At 51.9% G+C, this 14,415-nt stretch carries 18 protein-coding genes; 3 read left to right on the top strand and 15 right to left on the bottom strand.

Annotation, left to right across the window (positions count from 1 at the left end):
- Positions 1 to 92 precede the first annotated feature (92 nt).
- Entirely contained in the window at positions 93 to 1,802 is a 1,710-nt protein-coding gene (locus tag ACFQ2T_RS12240) for a proline--tRNA ligase (RefSeq protein WP_379034814.1), read from the bottom strand.
- A gap of 245 nt (positions 1,803 to 2,047) precedes the next feature.
- On the opposite strand from ACFQ2T_RS12240, the gene ACFQ2T_RS12235 reads away from it, so the two are divergent.
- Positions 2,048 to 2,857: a hypothetical protein gene (locus ACFQ2T_RS12235; RefSeq protein ID WP_379034812.1), complete on the top strand. Its 810-nt coding sequence runs from the start codon at positions 2,048 to 2,050 to the stop codon at positions 2,855 to 2,857.
- A gap of 28 nt (positions 2,858 to 2,885) precedes the next feature.
- Here ACFQ2T_RS12235 and ACFQ2T_RS12230 read toward each other — a convergent pair whose 3' ends face one another.
- The 12 genes from ACFQ2T_RS12230 to ACFQ2T_RS12175 all read right to left on the bottom strand — a co-directional run bounded on the left by ACFQ2T_RS12230 (position 2,886) and on the right by ACFQ2T_RS12175 (position 11,594).
- Entirely contained in the window at positions 2,886 to 3,476 is a 591-nt protein-coding gene (locus ACFQ2T_RS12230) for a hypothetical protein (protein WP_379034810.1), read from the bottom strand.
- Between the two features lie 19 nt (positions 3,477 to 3,495).
- On the bottom strand, positions 3,496 to 4,005 hold the full coding sequence (locus tag ACFQ2T_RS12225) for a TPM domain-containing protein (protein ID WP_379034808.1): 510 nt from the start codon (positions 4,003 to 4,005) through the stop codon (positions 3,496 to 3,498).
- Entirely contained in the window at positions 4,005 to 4,862 is an 858-nt protein-coding gene (locus ACFQ2T_RS12220; protein WP_379034806.1) for a TPM domain-containing protein, read from the bottom strand. The genes ACFQ2T_RS12225 and ACFQ2T_RS12220 overlap by 1 nt, the downstream gene beginning before the upstream one ends.
- Positions 4,863 to 4,906: 44 nt before the next feature.
- Positions 4,907 to 5,500, bottom strand: coding sequence for a LemA family protein (locus ACFQ2T_RS12215; RefSeq protein ID WP_379034804.1), 594 nt, complete (start codon positions 5,498 to 5,500; stop codon positions 4,907 to 4,909).
- Between the two features lie 85 nt (positions 5,501 to 5,585).
- Positions 5,586 to 6,263, bottom strand: a complete 678-nt coding sequence (locus tag ACFQ2T_RS12210; RefSeq protein ID WP_379034802.1) for a hypothetical protein — start codon at positions 6,261 to 6,263, stop codon at positions 5,586 to 5,588.
- Between the two features lie 37 nt (positions 6,264 to 6,300).
- Entirely contained in the window at positions 6,301 to 6,762 is a 462-nt protein-coding gene (gene rimI, locus ACFQ2T_RS12205) for a ribosomal protein S18-alanine N-acetyltransferase (protein ID WP_379034800.1), read from the bottom strand.
- A gap of 7 nt (positions 6,763 to 6,769) precedes the next feature.
- On the bottom strand, positions 6,770 to 7,471 hold the full coding sequence (gene tsaB, locus ACFQ2T_RS12200) for a tRNA (adenosine(37)-N6)-threonylcarbamoyltransferase complex dimerization subunit type 1 TsaB (protein WP_379034798.1): 702 nt from the start codon (positions 7,469 to 7,471) through the stop codon (positions 6,770 to 6,772).
- 58 nt (positions 7,472 to 7,529) lie between these two features.
- Positions 7,530 to 8,339, bottom strand: a complete 810-nt coding sequence (panB, locus tag ACFQ2T_RS12195; RefSeq protein ID WP_379034796.1) for a 3-methyl-2-oxobutanoate hydroxymethyltransferase — start codon at positions 8,337 to 8,339, stop codon at positions 7,530 to 7,532.
- Between the two features lie 128 nt (positions 8,340 to 8,467).
- The gene (locus ACFQ2T_RS12190) at positions 8,468 to 9,106 is read right to left on the bottom strand and encodes a deoxynucleoside kinase (protein WP_379034794.1); all 639 of its coding nucleotides are present in this window, start codon (positions 9,104 to 9,106) and stop codon (positions 8,468 to 8,470) included.
- A 26-nt stretch (positions 9,107 to 9,132) separates the two neighbouring features.
- Positions 9,133 to 9,630, bottom strand: coding sequence for a 2-amino-4-hydroxy-6-hydroxymethyldihydropteridine diphosphokinase (gene folK, locus ACFQ2T_RS12185; protein WP_379034792.1), 498 nt, complete (start codon positions 9,628 to 9,630; stop codon positions 9,133 to 9,135).
- Positions 9,630 to 11,012, bottom strand: coding sequence for a polynucleotide adenylyltransferase PcnB (pcnB, locus tag ACFQ2T_RS12180; protein ID WP_379034790.1), 1,383 nt, complete (start codon positions 11,010 to 11,012; stop codon positions 9,630 to 9,632). Before pcnB ends, folK begins: the two co-directional genes overlap by 1 nt.
- Positions 11,013 to 11,042: 30 nt before the next feature.
- Positions 11,043 to 11,594, bottom strand: coding sequence for a cob(I)yrinic acid a,c-diamide adenosyltransferase (locus tag ACFQ2T_RS12175; RefSeq protein ID WP_379034788.1), 552 nt, complete (start codon positions 11,592 to 11,594; stop codon positions 11,043 to 11,045).
- Positions 11,595 to 11,656: 62 nt separating this feature from the next.
- Between ACFQ2T_RS12175 and murI the strand changes: the two genes are divergently transcribed.
- Positions 11,657 to 12,478, top strand: coding sequence for a glutamate racemase (murI, locus tag ACFQ2T_RS12170; protein ID WP_379034786.1), 822 nt, complete (start codon positions 11,657 to 11,659; stop codon positions 12,476 to 12,478).
- 44 nt (positions 12,479 to 12,522) lie between these two features.
- Here murI and ACFQ2T_RS12165 read toward each other — a convergent pair whose 3' ends face one another.
- Together ACFQ2T_RS12165 and ACFQ2T_RS12160 are read right to left on the bottom strand one after the other, a co-directional pair.
- Entirely contained in the window at positions 12,523 to 12,711 is a 189-nt protein-coding gene (locus tag ACFQ2T_RS12165) for a zinc-finger domain-containing protein (RefSeq protein WP_379034784.1), read from the bottom strand.
- A gap of 35 nt (positions 12,712 to 12,746) precedes the next feature.
- The gene (locus ACFQ2T_RS12160; protein WP_379035173.1) at positions 12,747 to 13,664 is read right to left on the bottom strand and encodes a branched-chain amino acid transaminase; all 918 of its coding nucleotides are present in this window, start codon (positions 13,662 to 13,664) and stop codon (positions 12,747 to 12,749) included.
- Between the two features lie 129 nt (positions 13,665 to 13,793).
- Between ACFQ2T_RS12160 and ACFQ2T_RS12155 the strand changes: the two genes are divergently transcribed.
- Positions 13,794 to 14,384, top strand: a complete 591-nt coding sequence (locus ACFQ2T_RS12155) for an SCO family protein (protein ID WP_379034782.1) — start codon at positions 13,794 to 13,796, stop codon at positions 14,382 to 14,384.
- Positions 14,385 to 14,415 lie beyond the last annotated feature (31 nt).

Genomic DNA, 14,415 nt, shown 5'->3' with positions numbered 1-14,415 from the left:
CAGCAGGTAAAAAGCTTGGTTTATTCATCTTGCCTATTCTATGCAATAGAGAAGCGATCCAGGCGCAGAACAGAAGCAATAAAGCCTTCTAGTTAATGCCCAAGTTTGTCACGTAAAAACGCAACACTATCAGCCACTTGCAAGTTCTGTGCCTCGGCATCCGTGCGGCCTTTATATTCCACTTTACCTTCTGCCAGGCCACGGTCGCCAATCACAATCCGGTGCGGGATACCCAGCAAATCACTTTCGGCGAACATTACCCCTGGGCGCTCGCCCCTGTCATCCAGCAACACATCCACGCCACCTTGCTGCAATTGCTTGTACAAATCAAATGCGGCTTGTTTCACAGCATCACTTTTATCCAGGCCAATCGGGCAGATCACCACATCAAACGGCGCCATGCTGCGAGGGAAAATAATACCTTTGTCGTCATGGCCCTGTTCAATCGCCGCACCGACAATCCGTGACACACCAATACCGTAACAGCCCATTTCCATCACTTGCGACTGACCGTTTTCGTCAAGGTAAGTCGCCTGCATGGCTTCGGAGTATTTGGTACGCAACTGGAAAATATGGCCGACTTCAATGCCTCGACACAAACTCAGCGTCCCTTTGCCATCCGGGCTGGCATCGCCTTCTACTACATTGCGGATATCGGCCACGATGACAGGCTCTGGCAAATCACGGCCAAAATTGACACCCGCCAAATGGAATTTAGGCTTATTGGCACCGCAGACAAAATCGCTTAACACTGCGACGGATCGATCTGCAATCACACGTACGTTAGCATTAACACCGACCGGGCCAATAAAGCCAGGTGGGCAGCTTAAATTCGCACGAATCTCTTCTTCAGTCGCCAGGCGGAAATTTTGTACGCCTGCCACTTTGCCGAATTTGACTTCGTTCAGCTGGTGGTCGCCACGCAGCAAGGCCAGGGTAAATACTTCATCAACGATCAACGCGACCGATTTCACGGTTTGAGTGACTGGAATTTCCAGCAGTTTCGCTACATCTTCGCAGGTGGTCTGCTTGGGCGTATCCACTTCACGCATGGCTTCAGCCGCAGCCGCACGGCTGCCGGTAGCGATGCCCTCGGCCATTTCAACGTTGGCTGCATAGTCAGACTGCTCGCAGTAAGCCAGTGCATCTTCACCGCTGTCGGCCAGTACATGAAACTCCTGCGAACCATCGCCGCCAATGGCACCGGAGTCGGCTTTCACCGCACGGAACTTGAGGCCAAGGCGGGTAAACACATTGCTGTAAGCCGTGTGCATGCCGTTATAGGTATTCACCAGGCAATCAACGCTGGTATGGAAGGAATAAGCATCTTTCATCAGGAACTCGCGTGCGCGCATTACGCCAAAACGCGGGCGGATCTCGTCACGGAATTTGGTCTGCACCTGGTAGAAATTCAGCGGCAGTTGTTTGTAGCTGCTGATTTCCTTGCGAGCGATGTCAGTAATCACTTCTTCATGGGTAGGGCCAAAACAGAAATCGCGCTCGTGCCTGTCCTGGATTTTGAGCATCTGCGGGCCAAACACTGCCCAGCGGCCGGTTTCTTCCCATAACTCTTTCGGTTGCACGGCTGGCATCAGCAGTTCCAAAGCACCAGCTTTGTTCATCTCATCCCGCACGATGTTTTCCACTTTGCGTAACACGCGCAAACCCAGCGGCATCCAGCTATACAAACCACTGCCCAGTTTTTTGATAAGCCCGGCCCTCACCATCAGTTTATGGCTGATCAGTTCAGCATCTGAAGGGGCTTCTTTTTGGGTAGCAATAAAAAATTGTGATGCGCGCATAAGAATCGAATTTATAAAGATTTTGAACACGCGATTTTAGCGTTATTCAGCAACTGCGTCAGTAAAAAGGTCGCTACATGCGGTATTAACACTCATAAACAGCCATTTAAGATGTAGCAATTTACATTTAAGCAAATCTAATATACATTCAACAAGATCAGCAATGCGCTGTAACAAGCGTTTGCCTGATGCAACATGCCGTCACCGTCCTTGCATTATTATTCTAATAACAGAAAGGCTTTGCTATGTTGACAACTTCCCGCCGTCTCCCGTCCCTGCTTGCTTTTACTTCTTTGGTTGTCACCCTTTCTACCAGTCTGCAGGCACAAGCTGCTCTTGTGAACTATAGCTCTGCGGGGGTGGACCTGTATTACAGCAGTATCAGCGATGTCAGTTGGACACAAAATGCCAACCTGCTCGGCTCCCTGATTTCCAATAATGGCTATAGTACGGTTGTGGATGCCATCATCAACGCCAATAGCGGAGTGAGTTACGGCAGTACGCCTTACACACTTTCCAGTAGTGATTTCAGTAATGTGGGCGAGACCTCATGGTGGGGCGCACAAGCTTTTGTCCATTACCTGAATACCGTCAACTATGCTGGTAGTAATGAATGGCGCCTGCCTACGGTAGCAGACATTGGCAATGATGGTTGCGACGGCAATGACTGCGGTTACAACTCTTCCACCAACGGCACCACCGCTGGCGATGAATTCGCAGAGCTTTATTACAAGGAATTAGGCCTGCCACCATTTGGCGGCGTTCATAGTTCAGGCTACGGTATCGGTAGCCCTTTCAGCCAGGTGCAATCGTTTTACTGGACCGGCACCGAAGTAGTCAACTCTGGAGATGGGGCATTTGAGTTTTTTGCCACCTATGGATTCCAGCAAGTTTATCCGAAAGACGCCACCGTCTGGTATGCCTGGGCGGTGACCCCGGGTTCTATCATCCCGGTAAATGTGCCGAGCGCCGTGCCTGAGCCCTACAGTGCAAGTTTGCTACTGGCAGGCTTGTCAATACTGCTTTTTGGTCGCATAAACAAGTCATCCCAGTAGAGAAACTTAAATAAGCCTTCAGTTACATTCACTTGCGCTCAAGTATAGGGCTGTCTTCAGGAATGTAACCTTCTTTCCACTGTGCCATAGGCACGATGGTCGCAGCATGGCCGTTATCGTAAAACCAGCTGTCGACCGCAAACTCGGCTTGGGTGTCATTTTCACGGATAACAGCGGTGCTATGTGGCCAGCCGGTAAAGAAGAATTTGCGGGTACGGGTATCCTGAATGGTATGAAAGCGTATCAAGCGCGCCTGCTGCATCAAGCGCATGTAGGTGGTGCTATTAATGGCCTCATCATTACAGTCTTGCTGATGCTGGTAATCGCTATTGCCAAAGGTACCGGCGCGATCAGCGGCAGTGCCGATTTTGGTGCCTACGATATCTTCCAGCATGCCGATGGCTTCGGCTATCTGGATGCGTTCTAGTTCAGCGGTTTCGGGGAGGGGAGAGAAGATTCTTAGTACATGATTCCACTCGGATTCAGCCAGTTGCAAAGTATCTGAATGGGTGCAGCCACCACCTTGGCAAATTTCGAATGCCGCCAGGCTGGGCTGGGTGTGGTAGATGCGATAAATATCTTTTAAGTCAGCGTGCGCAGTGACTGCGGCAATCAGCAATAAACCGCCCGGCAAAACACTAGAGCACCAATACGTGATTGCAGAGCTCGTTGCGCGGAGTCGCTTGTGGCGGGAAGTACTCTGCAAGATGCTCGCCAATTGCGGTAATGCCGTGTGTAACGCCTTGTTCAAACTGCCCACTTCTAAACATCCCTTCCATTTGCTGGCAGATATGCTGCCAGCCCTGCGCTTGCACGTGCCGGTTTATGCCGCGGTCGGCGATAATCTCTACATCCTTGTCCGCCAGCATCAGGTAAATCAGCACGCCGTTGTTCTGTTCAGTATCCCAGATATTCAGTTGGCCGAACAGGTGTATCGCCCGTTGCCGTGGAGAGACGCCCTGCATAATGGCAGCAAGCGGCAGGCCGGACTCGATCACGACGCGGATTTCACCGGCATGCAGATGCTCATTTGCAGCAATTGCGTGTTCAATATGTTGCAACGCAGTCTCGGAGAAATGGCGTTTGACCTGCCATGGATGGCTGGTGAGATGCCGGAAGAAACGTCTGAATGGATGTACGGGTCTCATTACCAATCTCCTGACGCGCCACCGCCACCAAAACCGCCACCGCCGCCGCTGAATATATCGCGGCCGCCGCCTCCACCGCCGAAGCCGCCCGGGAATCCGCCTATCGGCAAACCACCCTGACCGCCGCCCATGGCCAGCGTGAATATAAATGCGGCAAGGCCGACCAGCCCCATGACCAAGAGCGTTGCGCCCAAGAAACCAGCGAGTACAGCTAAAGCACCACCAGTGAGGGCACTGCCAAAAAACGAGCCCAGCATGCCGCGCAAAATAGCGCCGAGGAAAATGGCGGCAAACATCAGGATGGGCAACCAGTGCATCAAGCCCTGTTGCCCTGCCGCCGCTTGACCTTTGGCAGGCGCGGGTAATTGTTCGCCCTGTATCAGTTTGATCAGGGTATCTGTCGCCACATGCAGGCCTTGGTAAAACTGGCCTTGTTTGAATGCGGGGCTGAGCTGTTCAGCGACAATACGCTTGGCGACCGCATCGGGAATGGCACCTTCAAGCCCATACCCGACTTCAATGCGCATTTTACGGTCTTGTTTGGCCACGATCACAATCACGCCATCGTCCTGCTTTTCGCGGCCTATCTTCCATGCTTCCGCCAGCCGGATACCGAATTGCGCAATATCTTCCGGTTGAGTAGTCGGTAATATCAGCACGGCGATTTGTGAGCCGGTCTGTTGAGAAAACTGCGACAGTTTTTCGTTGAGCGCAGTTTGCTCTTCCGCCGAAAGCGTCTGTGTCAGGTCAGTAACGGCGCTGCTAAGCGGTGGAATATCAACCAACCCCTTGGCAGCATGCGCGTTCAGGCCTGCCATCAACATGCCACCTATCAGCAGCATGCGCAGCCAGCTCATTACCAACACCTTCACAGACATCAACAAATAATTAAACTATTCAATTACTTATCACCAAAGTCTACTTTTGGCGCAGATGAAATCGATTTTTCATTTTCTACGGTAAACGATGGCTTAGGCTGATAGTTGAACATCATGGCGGTTAAGTTATTGGGGAAACTACGCACGGTGACATTGTATTGCTTCACCGCCTCAATATAACGGTTACGGGCTACAGTCACGCGGTTTTCGGTACCTTCCAATTGCGCCTGCAAATCACGGAAGCTGGCATCAGCTTTCAGGTTAGGGTAGTTTTCAGACACCACCATCAGGCGCGATAACGCACTGGTCAACTGGCCTTGTGCAGCCTGGAATTTCGCAAACGCTTCCGGGTCATTCAGCAATTCAGGCGTCACCTGCATACTGCCTACTTTGGCACGCGCTTCGGTGACTTCAGTCAGTACTTTTTCTTCATGATTGGCATAGCCTTTCACGGTGGAGACCAGGTTAGGCACGAGGTCAGCACGGCGCTGGTACTGGTTCAACACTTCGGCCCAGCTCGCCTTGGCTTCTTCATCCAGGGATTGAAACTGGTTATAGCCACAGCCAGACAGGGTCAATACCCCGGCCAACAGCACAATCTTGAAAATTTGACGCATCAGATATTCCTCTTAAATGGATGTCATTAACATGGGGGCATGGCGACTAGCTTCAACCAGCCCGGTTTTTTATTTTTCTGCCAGTTTATTGGGTTGCCAGAAGCAGGCACACATCATGCCAGACTTGTTTTTTCAGTAAAGGATCTTCAAGCATGGCATGCGGATGGTGGGTGACCACATAGCTTAAATCTGCGTGCTTCAGTAATTGGCCTCTGATAGAAGTGATCTCGGCATGATTGGTTCCCAGGAATGTATTGGCGGCTTGCAAACCAAACAGGATGCAAAAGCGGCCTTGTACCTGGGTGACCTTTAAATCCTGGTCAGAAACATGTAATGCCTCAGGTGGCAATTTCAAGGCCTGCACAATATTTTTCAGCAATTGCTGCGCAGCGGCATCACCGGCTTGCGGGCACAATACCAGCCAGGGGGATTCAATCAATGGCGGGGAAATGACTTCTTGAGGCTGAACTTCAGTAGCTGCTAATGGTGGTGACGCCACCTCTTCAGCAAAGCGAATGCCTGGCTCAGAGATGAAAGCCTCCGCGATGACAGGTGAAGCGATGACAGGCTCAGCGATCACTGGTGTAGCAATAACGATCTCAGGCAAAACATCCGCAACCTTTTCTGACGGCGGTTCACTTATCGGTGTGACTGGTGCCAGCGCGACCGTATCGGAGACCGTATTTACTTCTACAGGTGCGCGCAAACGCCAGACCGGTAACAACTCCAGTTCGCGCAGCATATCTTCGCGAACCAGACTCATGGAGTACCCTTATTCATTCTATACATAGTGAAACTCCTCATAATGCCAGCCCCATTAGCACAGCATCTTCCCGCCCTTGACTGGTAGGATAATAGTGTCGACGAATACCCATTTCACAAAAACCCATCGCCTCGTACAAACCAATTGCTTTCGTATTGCTCGCGCGCACTTCCAGAAACATATTGGTGGCAAGCCGCTGCCTGGCAACTGTGATCATCTGTGCCAGCAACGCTCTCCCCAAGCCCTGGCCCTGATAGTGCTGACTGACGCTGACATTTAACAGATGCGCTTCATCCAGCACCATCATGACCAGCGCATACCCTATGATTTCCCCTGCCATTTCCATGACCCAGGCGCTGTAGCCAGAGTCCAGCGAGTCCTTGAAGTTTCCGTAAGTCCATGGATGACTGTAAATCGTCGGCTCAATACGGCAAATCGCGATCAGGTCTTCATAAGACATCTTGCGGAATTGCGGCTGATGCTGGGGTAGTGCACTCATGATATATCTACAAAGTTTGTCCTTGGGCGCGCTCGGCAGCAGTCAGCGCCACGCGGTTACGTATATATAGTGGTGCAGCCTGTTGCGGTGACTGTGCATTACCAGCCACAAACTGAGGCATGGCAAGCATTAATATCGCTGTCGCAGTTGGCATGATCTCTGCACGAACCTGGCCGATCTGCTGCTGATATTGTGCAGACAATGCTTCGCCAAACACACCCCAGCCAGAACCCGCCGCCAACCAGCCGTCCCCGTCAACGGTGGGCACTTCGTTTGGTTTGCATACAATAGGCGGCGACACTTCCAGCCAGCCATCCTGCTGCCTGATTAACGCTGCATGATACACCTCACCCATACGTGCATCTAGACATACCAGTACTTTCTCGGCTTGCGTTTCCAGCCATGCCGCTTGCGCTACCGCCTGCACAGAGCTGATTCCCACCACCGATAAGTGAGCACCAAAAGCCAGGCCCTGCGCGACGCCGACTGCTACACGCACGCCAGTAAACGCGCCCGGGCCAGTGCCATATACGATGCCATCCAGGTCCGCGAGTTGAATGCCCGCCTCTGCCAGCAAGCGCTGGATTTCCGGCAGGATACGCTGCGAAGCGGCAGGCCCGGTTGACTCATGGAATGAGGTAATCCCAGCCGAGCTTTGCACGGCCAGTGAAAGAAATTCGGTAGAAGATTCGATGGCGAGTAGCTTCATGGGATCAGGTGCATTCCACGCATCATCTGTTCGCTCATTGTTTGAATGCGGCTCATGTTTAATAACTGTGCCTGGCCGTTGGAAATTCGCCGCGTTTGACGGCCTGCACATAGCACAGCACTGCCTGTTCAATACTACCGGACTGACTTAAAAAGTCTTGCACAAATCTTGGTGCTTTATATTCCTGCGGTGTTTTTTCGGCAGGTCCTGTATAAATCCCCAGCAAATCCTGCAGTACCAGCACCTGGCCACTACAGCCAGGCCCTGCACCGATGCCTATGGTGGGCACCGGGATGTTTTCTGTGATATGTGTCGCCAGCGCAGCAGGCACCATTTCAAACAGCACCATACTGGCACCAGCGGTTGCCATGGCTTGTGCATCAGCCAATATGGTGTTGGCAGCCTCTTCCGTTTTACCCTGGATTTTATAACCGCCCAGCTTTTCAACAGATTGCGGTGTAAAGCCCAGGTGCGCGCACACGGAGATGCCGTTCTTAACCAGGTAGCGCGCGGTATCTACCATATGGCCGCCACCCTCGATCTTGACGATATGCGCGCCTGCCTCGATCAATGCCTGCGCATTGGCCAGTGCTTGTGACAGATCATGCTCATAACTATCTACCGGCATATCACTCATGATCACCGTCTGCGGCGCACCTTTGGCGACAATGCGGGTGTGGTAGAGCATGTCCTGCATCTTCACCTCCAGCGTGCTGTCGGCACCTTGTATCACCATGCCCAGCGAATCGCCGACCAGCAATACGTCTACTCCGGCCAGCGTCATCAGCTTGGCAAAGGTAGCGTCATAGCAGGTGAGCATGGCGATCTTCTCGCCGGACATTGCACGTGATAACAGGGCGTTTAGCATATTTGGAAGACAGTTTTAAAATGCATGTACAGGATAAATTCAAGACTCACCGAGCGCAGAAACCGGAGTGTACATGAGTATCCTGATCACCGCGCAAAGCAGGCTTTCGCCCGTTAATGCATTTTTTACTAGAAGTTGGGATTAAAGTACTCGCGGCTGCTTTTGATCTGGTTAATCCGCTCAATCAGTAAATTAAAGGCTTCCTGGTCTTTAATGATGTTGAGCTTTTCATTATTGACGATCAGCAGTGGCGATGCGTCATAAGTGTGGAAAAACTCGCTATAAGCCTCGGCCAGGCGTGCAATATACTCGCGCGGCATGTCCTGCTCATAACTGATATTGCGTTCTTCAATCCGGCCCACCAGCGCATCGATAGGTGTTTGCAAATACACCACCAGATCAGGCTTGGGCGCTTTCAGTTGCAAGTGCTGGTAAATCTGGTGATAAAGGGAATATTCTTCATCATCGAGGTTCAGCCGTGCGAACAGCGGATCTTTTTCGAGAAAGAAGTCAGACACCGTAGGCTGACCAAACATATCACGCTGCGCCATATCTTCAATCTGGCGTGAACGCTGGAACAGGAAAAACAGCTGGGTCGGCAAGGCGTAACGCTGGGCATCCTGGTAAAAACGGGTCAGGAAGGGATTGGCTTCAGCTTTTTCTGACAGCAGTTCTACCGAGAACTTGTCTGCCAGCATGCGCGCCAGCGTGGTTTTGCCACTGCCTATCGGGCCTTCAATTACAACATAAGGAAAACGGGTAAACATTGTTATTGCTCGTTCAGCTAATTTAATCAGTGATCCAGTTTTTGCGCGTCCAGTTTCCGCACATCATCATGCGGGAATTCTGTTGCCCATTCTACAACAGTCTGCCCTTGCGGCAGTACAAAGTCAGGCACAATTTCAGCCAGCGGCAAAATAACGAAACCACGCTCATGCATGCGCGGATGCGGCAATGTGAGGAGAGCTGTCGCCATTTGCAGACCGGCATAATCGAGCAGGTCCAGGTCCAGGATGCGTGGCGCATTCGGGAATGGCCGCTCACGGCCAAAGGTTTGTTCAACCGAGAGCAATAGCTGCATCAGTTGTTGTGCAGGAATCTCGGTAGACACCTGTATCACTGCATTGATAAAGTCAGGCTGGCTGTCATAGCCGACCGGCGCGGTGGCATACAGGCTGGAAGCTTTCAACAGGTGAAGCCCCGGCGTTTCGGCCAGCACCTGGATGGCTTTAGACACTTGTTGTTTGGGCTGCTGCAAATTGCTGCCCAAGGCGACCAAGGCCAGGGCCATTACGCCGACTCACCATTCGTAGCTGCCGGTTTTTTCTTGCGCGGACGGCGACGGCGTTTTTGCAAGCCGCTGTCAGGCAGCAGCATATTGGTACGCTCTTCGGTACCGGCATCGGCAAAGCGTGTCCACCACTCACCCAGCTCTTCTGGCAATTCGCCGGAAGCGCAGCGCAACAGCAGAAAGTCATAGCCTGCACGGTATTTCGGATTCGTCAGCAGGGCATAAGGGCGCTTGCCCGAACGCTGTTCAAAGCGTGGCTGCATGGCCCAGATTTCTTTCATGGTGGCAGTGTAGCGATTGTGGATCGCCATTTTTTCGCCCTGCTTATCGATGATCTCATTCATGGCCGCATGTAGTGCCGGAATCAAAGGCTCCCCGCGCTTCTGATTTTCCAGCCAGGCCTGCAACACTTCATGCCATAGCAAGGTCGCGAACAGGAAACTTGGGTTGGAAGACTTGCCTGCCAGAATGCGCTCATCGGTGTTTTTCAGCGCCAGCATGACAAATTTTTCGCCTAGCGGCTGCTCAAGCACGACATCCAGCAAGGGCAGCAATCCGTGATGCAAATGCTGGGCGCGCAACGCGCCTATGCTTTCAATCGCATGTCCGGAGAGAAACAGCTTGAGCATCTCATCAAACAGGCGGCTCGGTGGTACATCCTCCAGCAAATCAGCCAACTTGCGGATAGGCGCTTCAGTGGTTTGTTCCAGCTTGAGACCCAGTTTGGCGGAAAGGCGCACTGCACGCAGCATGCGCACAGGGTCTTCCTGATAGCGTTTCACCGGATCACCAATGATGCGCAGGGTTTTGGAGCGGATATCCGCCACGCCATTGTGAAAGTCCAGCACTTCATGGCGTTTGGGATCGTAATAAAGCGCATTAGCAGTGAAATCGCGCCGCACCGAATCTTCTTCAATCGAGCCAAAAATATTGTCGCGGATAATGCGGCCGCTGTCGTTGGTCTCTCCATCGCCTTCACTTTGGTGATGGCCGCGGAAAGTAGACACTTCTATCGTCTCCTGTCCCCACAGCACGTGTACCAGGCGGAAACGTCGGCCTATGATACGCGAGCGGCGGAAGGTTTTATGCACCTGTTCCGGCGTGGCATCGGTGGCGATATCAAAGTCTTTGGGGGGATGATTAAGCAGCAGGTCACGCACCGCCCCACCGACAATGTATGCCTGGAAACCGGCTTTTTGCAGACCATCGCAGGTCTTTAATGCGGCCTGGCTGATCAGCTTTTGGTTGATTTTATGTTTACTGGCGGGAATCACCAGAACAGCAGACGACTTGCCATGCTTGGGCGCCAGCTTTGAATCCAGGTCTGAATCTGAAGACTGACCACGCTTGCCAAATACTTTTTGCAGAAATTGTTTAATCATTACTCAGTGCACACAGGCGCTAATCGCGCATTACAGTTTATGTTGGTTATTCCACAGCACATCCGGAAGGCCGGCGTGCCGATTCAAGGTACGGCATAGTACAAACAGCAAATCAGACAAACGATTCAGGTATTGCAAATTCACCACCGTCACCGGCGATTGCGCGTGCAGGGCATGGAGCACACGCTCGGCACGCCGGCAGACGGTACGTGCCAGATGGCACACTGCCGCTGCGCGACTGCCGCCCGGCAATATGAATTCTTTCAACGGACTCAGATCGGCATTCCAGCCATCCAGGGTTTGCTCCAGAATAGCCACACGGCCTGCCTGCATAAATGTATGGCCCGGCATACTCAGCTCGCCACCCATATCAAACAGATCATGCTGGATAGCCTCCAGACCGTTACGCACATCATCAGGCAATGCTTCCGTCAGCAGCATGCCCAAGACAGAATTCAGCTCATCCACCTCGCCCATGGCCTGTACCCGCAGGTCAAACTTGCTGACACGCGAGCCATCACCCAGGCCAGTCGTGCCATCGTCTCCGGTACGTGTATAAATCTTGCTCAGCCGGTTGGCCATCCCTATAACCCGTTTGAAATCCTATATAATCCGTCTATTATAAATCATACCGTGCCATTTCGATGTGCCCAGCGATTGCAGTGAACGCCCCGGTCGGCGTGATGGATTCAGGTGTAGGCGGATTGACCGTTCTCAAACACCTCACGCGCCAACTGCCGCACGAGCATTTTATCTATTATGCGGACAGCGCCTATGCTCCTTATGGCAATCAATCTGCCATAAAAATCCAGCAACGCTGCTTTGCCATCGCCGACACGTTGATCGCGCAAGGCGCCAAAGCCTTGGTAGTCGCCTGTAATACCGCCACTGCCGCGGCCATCAGCCCATTGCGCGAACACTTTCCTTTGCCCATCATAGGCATGGAGCCCGCCGTAAAACCCGCCGCTGCAGCCAGTAAAAACAGCATCATAGGCGTGCTTGCCACCACGGGCACATTGCAAAGCGCGCAATTCGCCGCGTTGCTCGAACATTACGGGCATGGCGTACAAGTGGTGACTCAAGCCTGTGTCGGGCTGGTCGAGTGCATAGAGCAAGGACAGCTGGATAATCCACACACGATTGCTTTACTCGAAACCTATTGCCAGCCACTGATGGCCGCTGGCGCCGATACGATAGTCCTAGGCTGCACACATTACCCTTTTGTGCGTGCGCACATCCAGAACATTGTCGGTCCGCAGGTGACACTGATTGATACAGGCGCAGCAGTAGCGAAGCGCTTACAACAAGTTTTGGCAGAAAAAAATTTACTTCATCCCGTCAAAGATCCATTTTTAGGCAATGCGCAGGATGAACCATCAGAATTAAAACCGGTATTTTTAACCAGTGGCTCTGAAGAAACACAACGCGTGATGCAGCAGCTCTGGCAAATACTTGGAACAATATGAACAAAACCCACGCATTGCGTGGGTTTTGTTTAATGACTCATGCTTCAGTGATGATGCACTTGGGTGCCAGGCTTGAGCTTGAATTTCGTGCCGCAATAAGGGCAGGCTACTTGCCCGGTTTTCGCCACATCCAGAAATACGCGTGGATGTGAAGCCCATAAAGCCACTTCTTTGGTCGGGCAATGCAATGGCAGATCATTGCCATCCACTTCAAACTCTTTTACATCAGACATTCAGTTTCTCCCGCACAGCGATTCAAAACAGTGACTTAAACCAACGTCAGCCAGTGCTCATATTTGGCGTTTTTGCCTTTAACCACATCAAAATACAGGCTTTGCAGTTTTTCAGTGATAGGGCCGCGTGTACCTTCACCAATGGCACGGTTATCCAGTTCACGGATAGGCGTGACTTCAGCCGCCGTACCGGTAAAGAAAGCTTCATCCGCGCTATAGACTTCGTCACGGGTGATGCGTTTCTCAATCACTTCCAGGCCCAGCTCGTCTTTAGCCAGTGTGATGATGGTATCGCGGGTGATGCCTTCCAGAGCAGAAGTCAGATCCGGCGTATACAGCTTGCCATTACGGATAATGAAAATGTTCTCGCCAGAACCTTCAGCCACAAAACCATCCACATCCAGCAACAACGCTTCCTGGTAACCATCCTGAGCAGCTTCCTGATGCGCGAGGATACTGTTCATATAGTTGCCGTTCGCTTTGGCTTTACACATGGTGATATTGACGTGGTGACGTGCGAATGAAGAAGTCTTGACGCGGATACCTTTGGTAATCGCTTCTTCACCCATGTAGGCACCCCAGCTCCAGGCACCGACAATCACGTGGGTAGATAATGTTTTAGCAGAAATACCCATCGCCTCGGCACCGTAAAATGCCATCGGGCGCATATAAGCGGATTCAAGATTATTTTCGCGCACGGCTGCGCGCTGCGCTTCAACCAGGGTCGCTTTATCAAACGGCATTTTCATACCCAAAATATGCGCACTGCGGAACAGGCGGTCGGTATGCTCTTTCAAACGGAAAATGGCCGTGCCTTTGTCTGTTTTGTAAGCGCGTACGCCTTCAAACACGCCCATGCCATAATGCAAAGTGTGGGTTAATACATGGGTAGTGGCATCACGCCAGTTGACCATTTTGCCGTCGTACCAGATTACGCCGTCACGGTCTGCCATCGAACTCGGTATTGCCATTTAAACTCGCCTCTAATCCGTCTATCGTCAAAAACCATTATTGTAAACCAATCTGCACCCTTTTCGCCTATGCTAAAATCCATTTCAATGATGATTTACAAGGATTTTTGTATGCGCGCTCGTTTCCTATGGGTTTGGTTTATCGCAGCATTGCTGACTAGCCTGCTGGCGGGTTGCCAACCCGATAAAACTTCCAGCTTTATCGGCACCGACCTGACCGGCACCCAGTTTGGCAAACCACTGACCCTGACTGACCATACCGGAAAATTACGCAGTATTGATGATTTCAAAGGCAAGGTCATCGTGCTGTTTTTTGGTTATACCCACTGCCCGGATGTGTGCCCCACCACCATGAGCGACCTTAAGCAAACCATGAAACTGCTGGGAGAGAAGGCCAATGATGTACAGGTGTTATTTGTCACCGTAGACCCGGAACGTGACACGCAGGAAGTCCTCGCGCAATTCGTACCGGGCTTTGATGCAAGATTTATTGGCCTGCGCGGCACGCCCGCTGAAGTTGCCGCCAACCTGTCGGAATATAAAGTCTATGCCGCGAAAGTCGCGGAAACGGGCAAGTCTGGTTACACCATGGATCACAGCGCCGGGTTATATGTATTTGATAAAACCGGTGCCCCGCGCATTTACCTGGGTTATGGTGAAAAACCAGCTAATATCGCGCATGATTTGCAGCTGCTAATCTAGTGTTGAGCAGGCATTAAGCGCTGTTGGAAAA

Source organism: Methylophilus flavus (assembly GCF_042678905.1).
In the GTDB taxonomy this organism is placed as follows: domain Bacteria; phylum Pseudomonadota; class Gammaproteobacteria; order Burkholderiales; family Methylophilaceae; genus Methylophilus; species Methylophilus flavus.
Note: the sequence above shows the minus strand (reverse complement) of the source record. Positions and strands in the feature narration are given on the sequence as shown.

Excerpts from the sequence above, each read along its gene's own strand:
- ACFQ2T_RS12240 (WP_379034814.1), bottom strand. The coding sequence starts at position 1,802 with ATGCGCGCATCACAATTTTTTATTGCTACCCAAAAAGAAGCCCCTTCA.
- ACFQ2T_RS12235 (WP_379034812.1), top strand. The coding sequence starts at position 2,048 with ATGTTGACAACTTCCCGCCGTCTCCCGTCCCTGCTTGCTTTTACTTCT.
- ACFQ2T_RS12225 (WP_379034808.1), bottom strand. The coding sequence starts at position 4,005 with ATGAGACCCGTACATCCATTCAGACGTTTCTTCCGGCATCTCACCAGC.
- ACFQ2T_RS12220 (WP_379034806.1), bottom strand. The coding sequence starts at position 4,862 with ATGAGCTGGCTGCGCATGCTGCTGATAGGTGGCATGTTGATGGCAGGC.
- ACFQ2T_RS12215 (WP_379034804.1), bottom strand. The coding sequence starts at position 5,500 with ATGCGTCAAATTTTCAAGATTGTGCTGTTGGCCGGGGTATTGACCCTG.
- ACFQ2T_RS12210 (WP_379034802.1), bottom strand. The coding sequence starts at position 6,263 with ATGAGTCTGGTTCGCGAAGATATGCTGCGCGAACTGGAGTTGTTACCG.
- rimI (WP_379034800.1), bottom strand. The coding sequence starts at position 6,762 with ATGAGTGCACTACCCCAGCATCAGCCGCAATTCCGCAAGATGTCTTAT.
- tsaB (WP_379034798.1), bottom strand. The coding sequence starts at position 7,471 with ATGAAGCTACTCGCCATCGAATCTTCTACCGAATTTCTTTCACTGGCC.
- panB (WP_379034796.1), bottom strand. The coding sequence starts at position 8,339 with ATGCTAAACGCCCTGTTATCACGTGCAATGTCCGGCGAGAAGATCGCC.
- ACFQ2T_RS12190 (WP_379034794.1), bottom strand. The coding sequence starts at position 9,106 with ATGTTTACCCGTTTTCCTTATGTTGTAATTGAAGGCCCGATAGGCAGT.
- folK (WP_379034792.1), bottom strand. The coding sequence starts at position 9,630 with ATGGCCCTGGCCTTGGTCGCCTTGGGCAGCAATTTGCAGCAGCCCAAA.
- pcnB (WP_379034790.1), bottom strand. The coding sequence starts at position 11,012 with ATGATTAAACAATTTCTGCAAAAAGTATTTGGCAAGCGTGGTCAGTCT.
- ACFQ2T_RS12175 (WP_379034788.1), bottom strand. The coding sequence starts at position 11,594 with ATGGCCAACCGGCTGAGCAAGATTTATACACGTACCGGAGACGATGGC.
- murI (WP_379034786.1), top strand. The coding sequence starts at position 11,657 with ATGTGCCCAGCGATTGCAGTGAACGCCCCGGTCGGCGTGATGGATTCA.
- ACFQ2T_RS12165 (WP_379034784.1), bottom strand. The coding sequence starts at position 12,711 with ATGTCTGATGTAAAAGAGTTTGAAGTGGATGGCAATGATCTGCCATTG.
- ACFQ2T_RS12160 (WP_379035173.1), bottom strand. The coding sequence starts at position 13,664 with ATGGCAGACCGTGACGGCGTAATCTGGTACGACGGCAAAATGGTCAAC.
- ACFQ2T_RS12155 (WP_379034782.1), top strand. The coding sequence starts at position 13,794 with ATGCGCGCTCGTTTCCTATGGGTTTGGTTTATCGCAGCATTGCTGACT.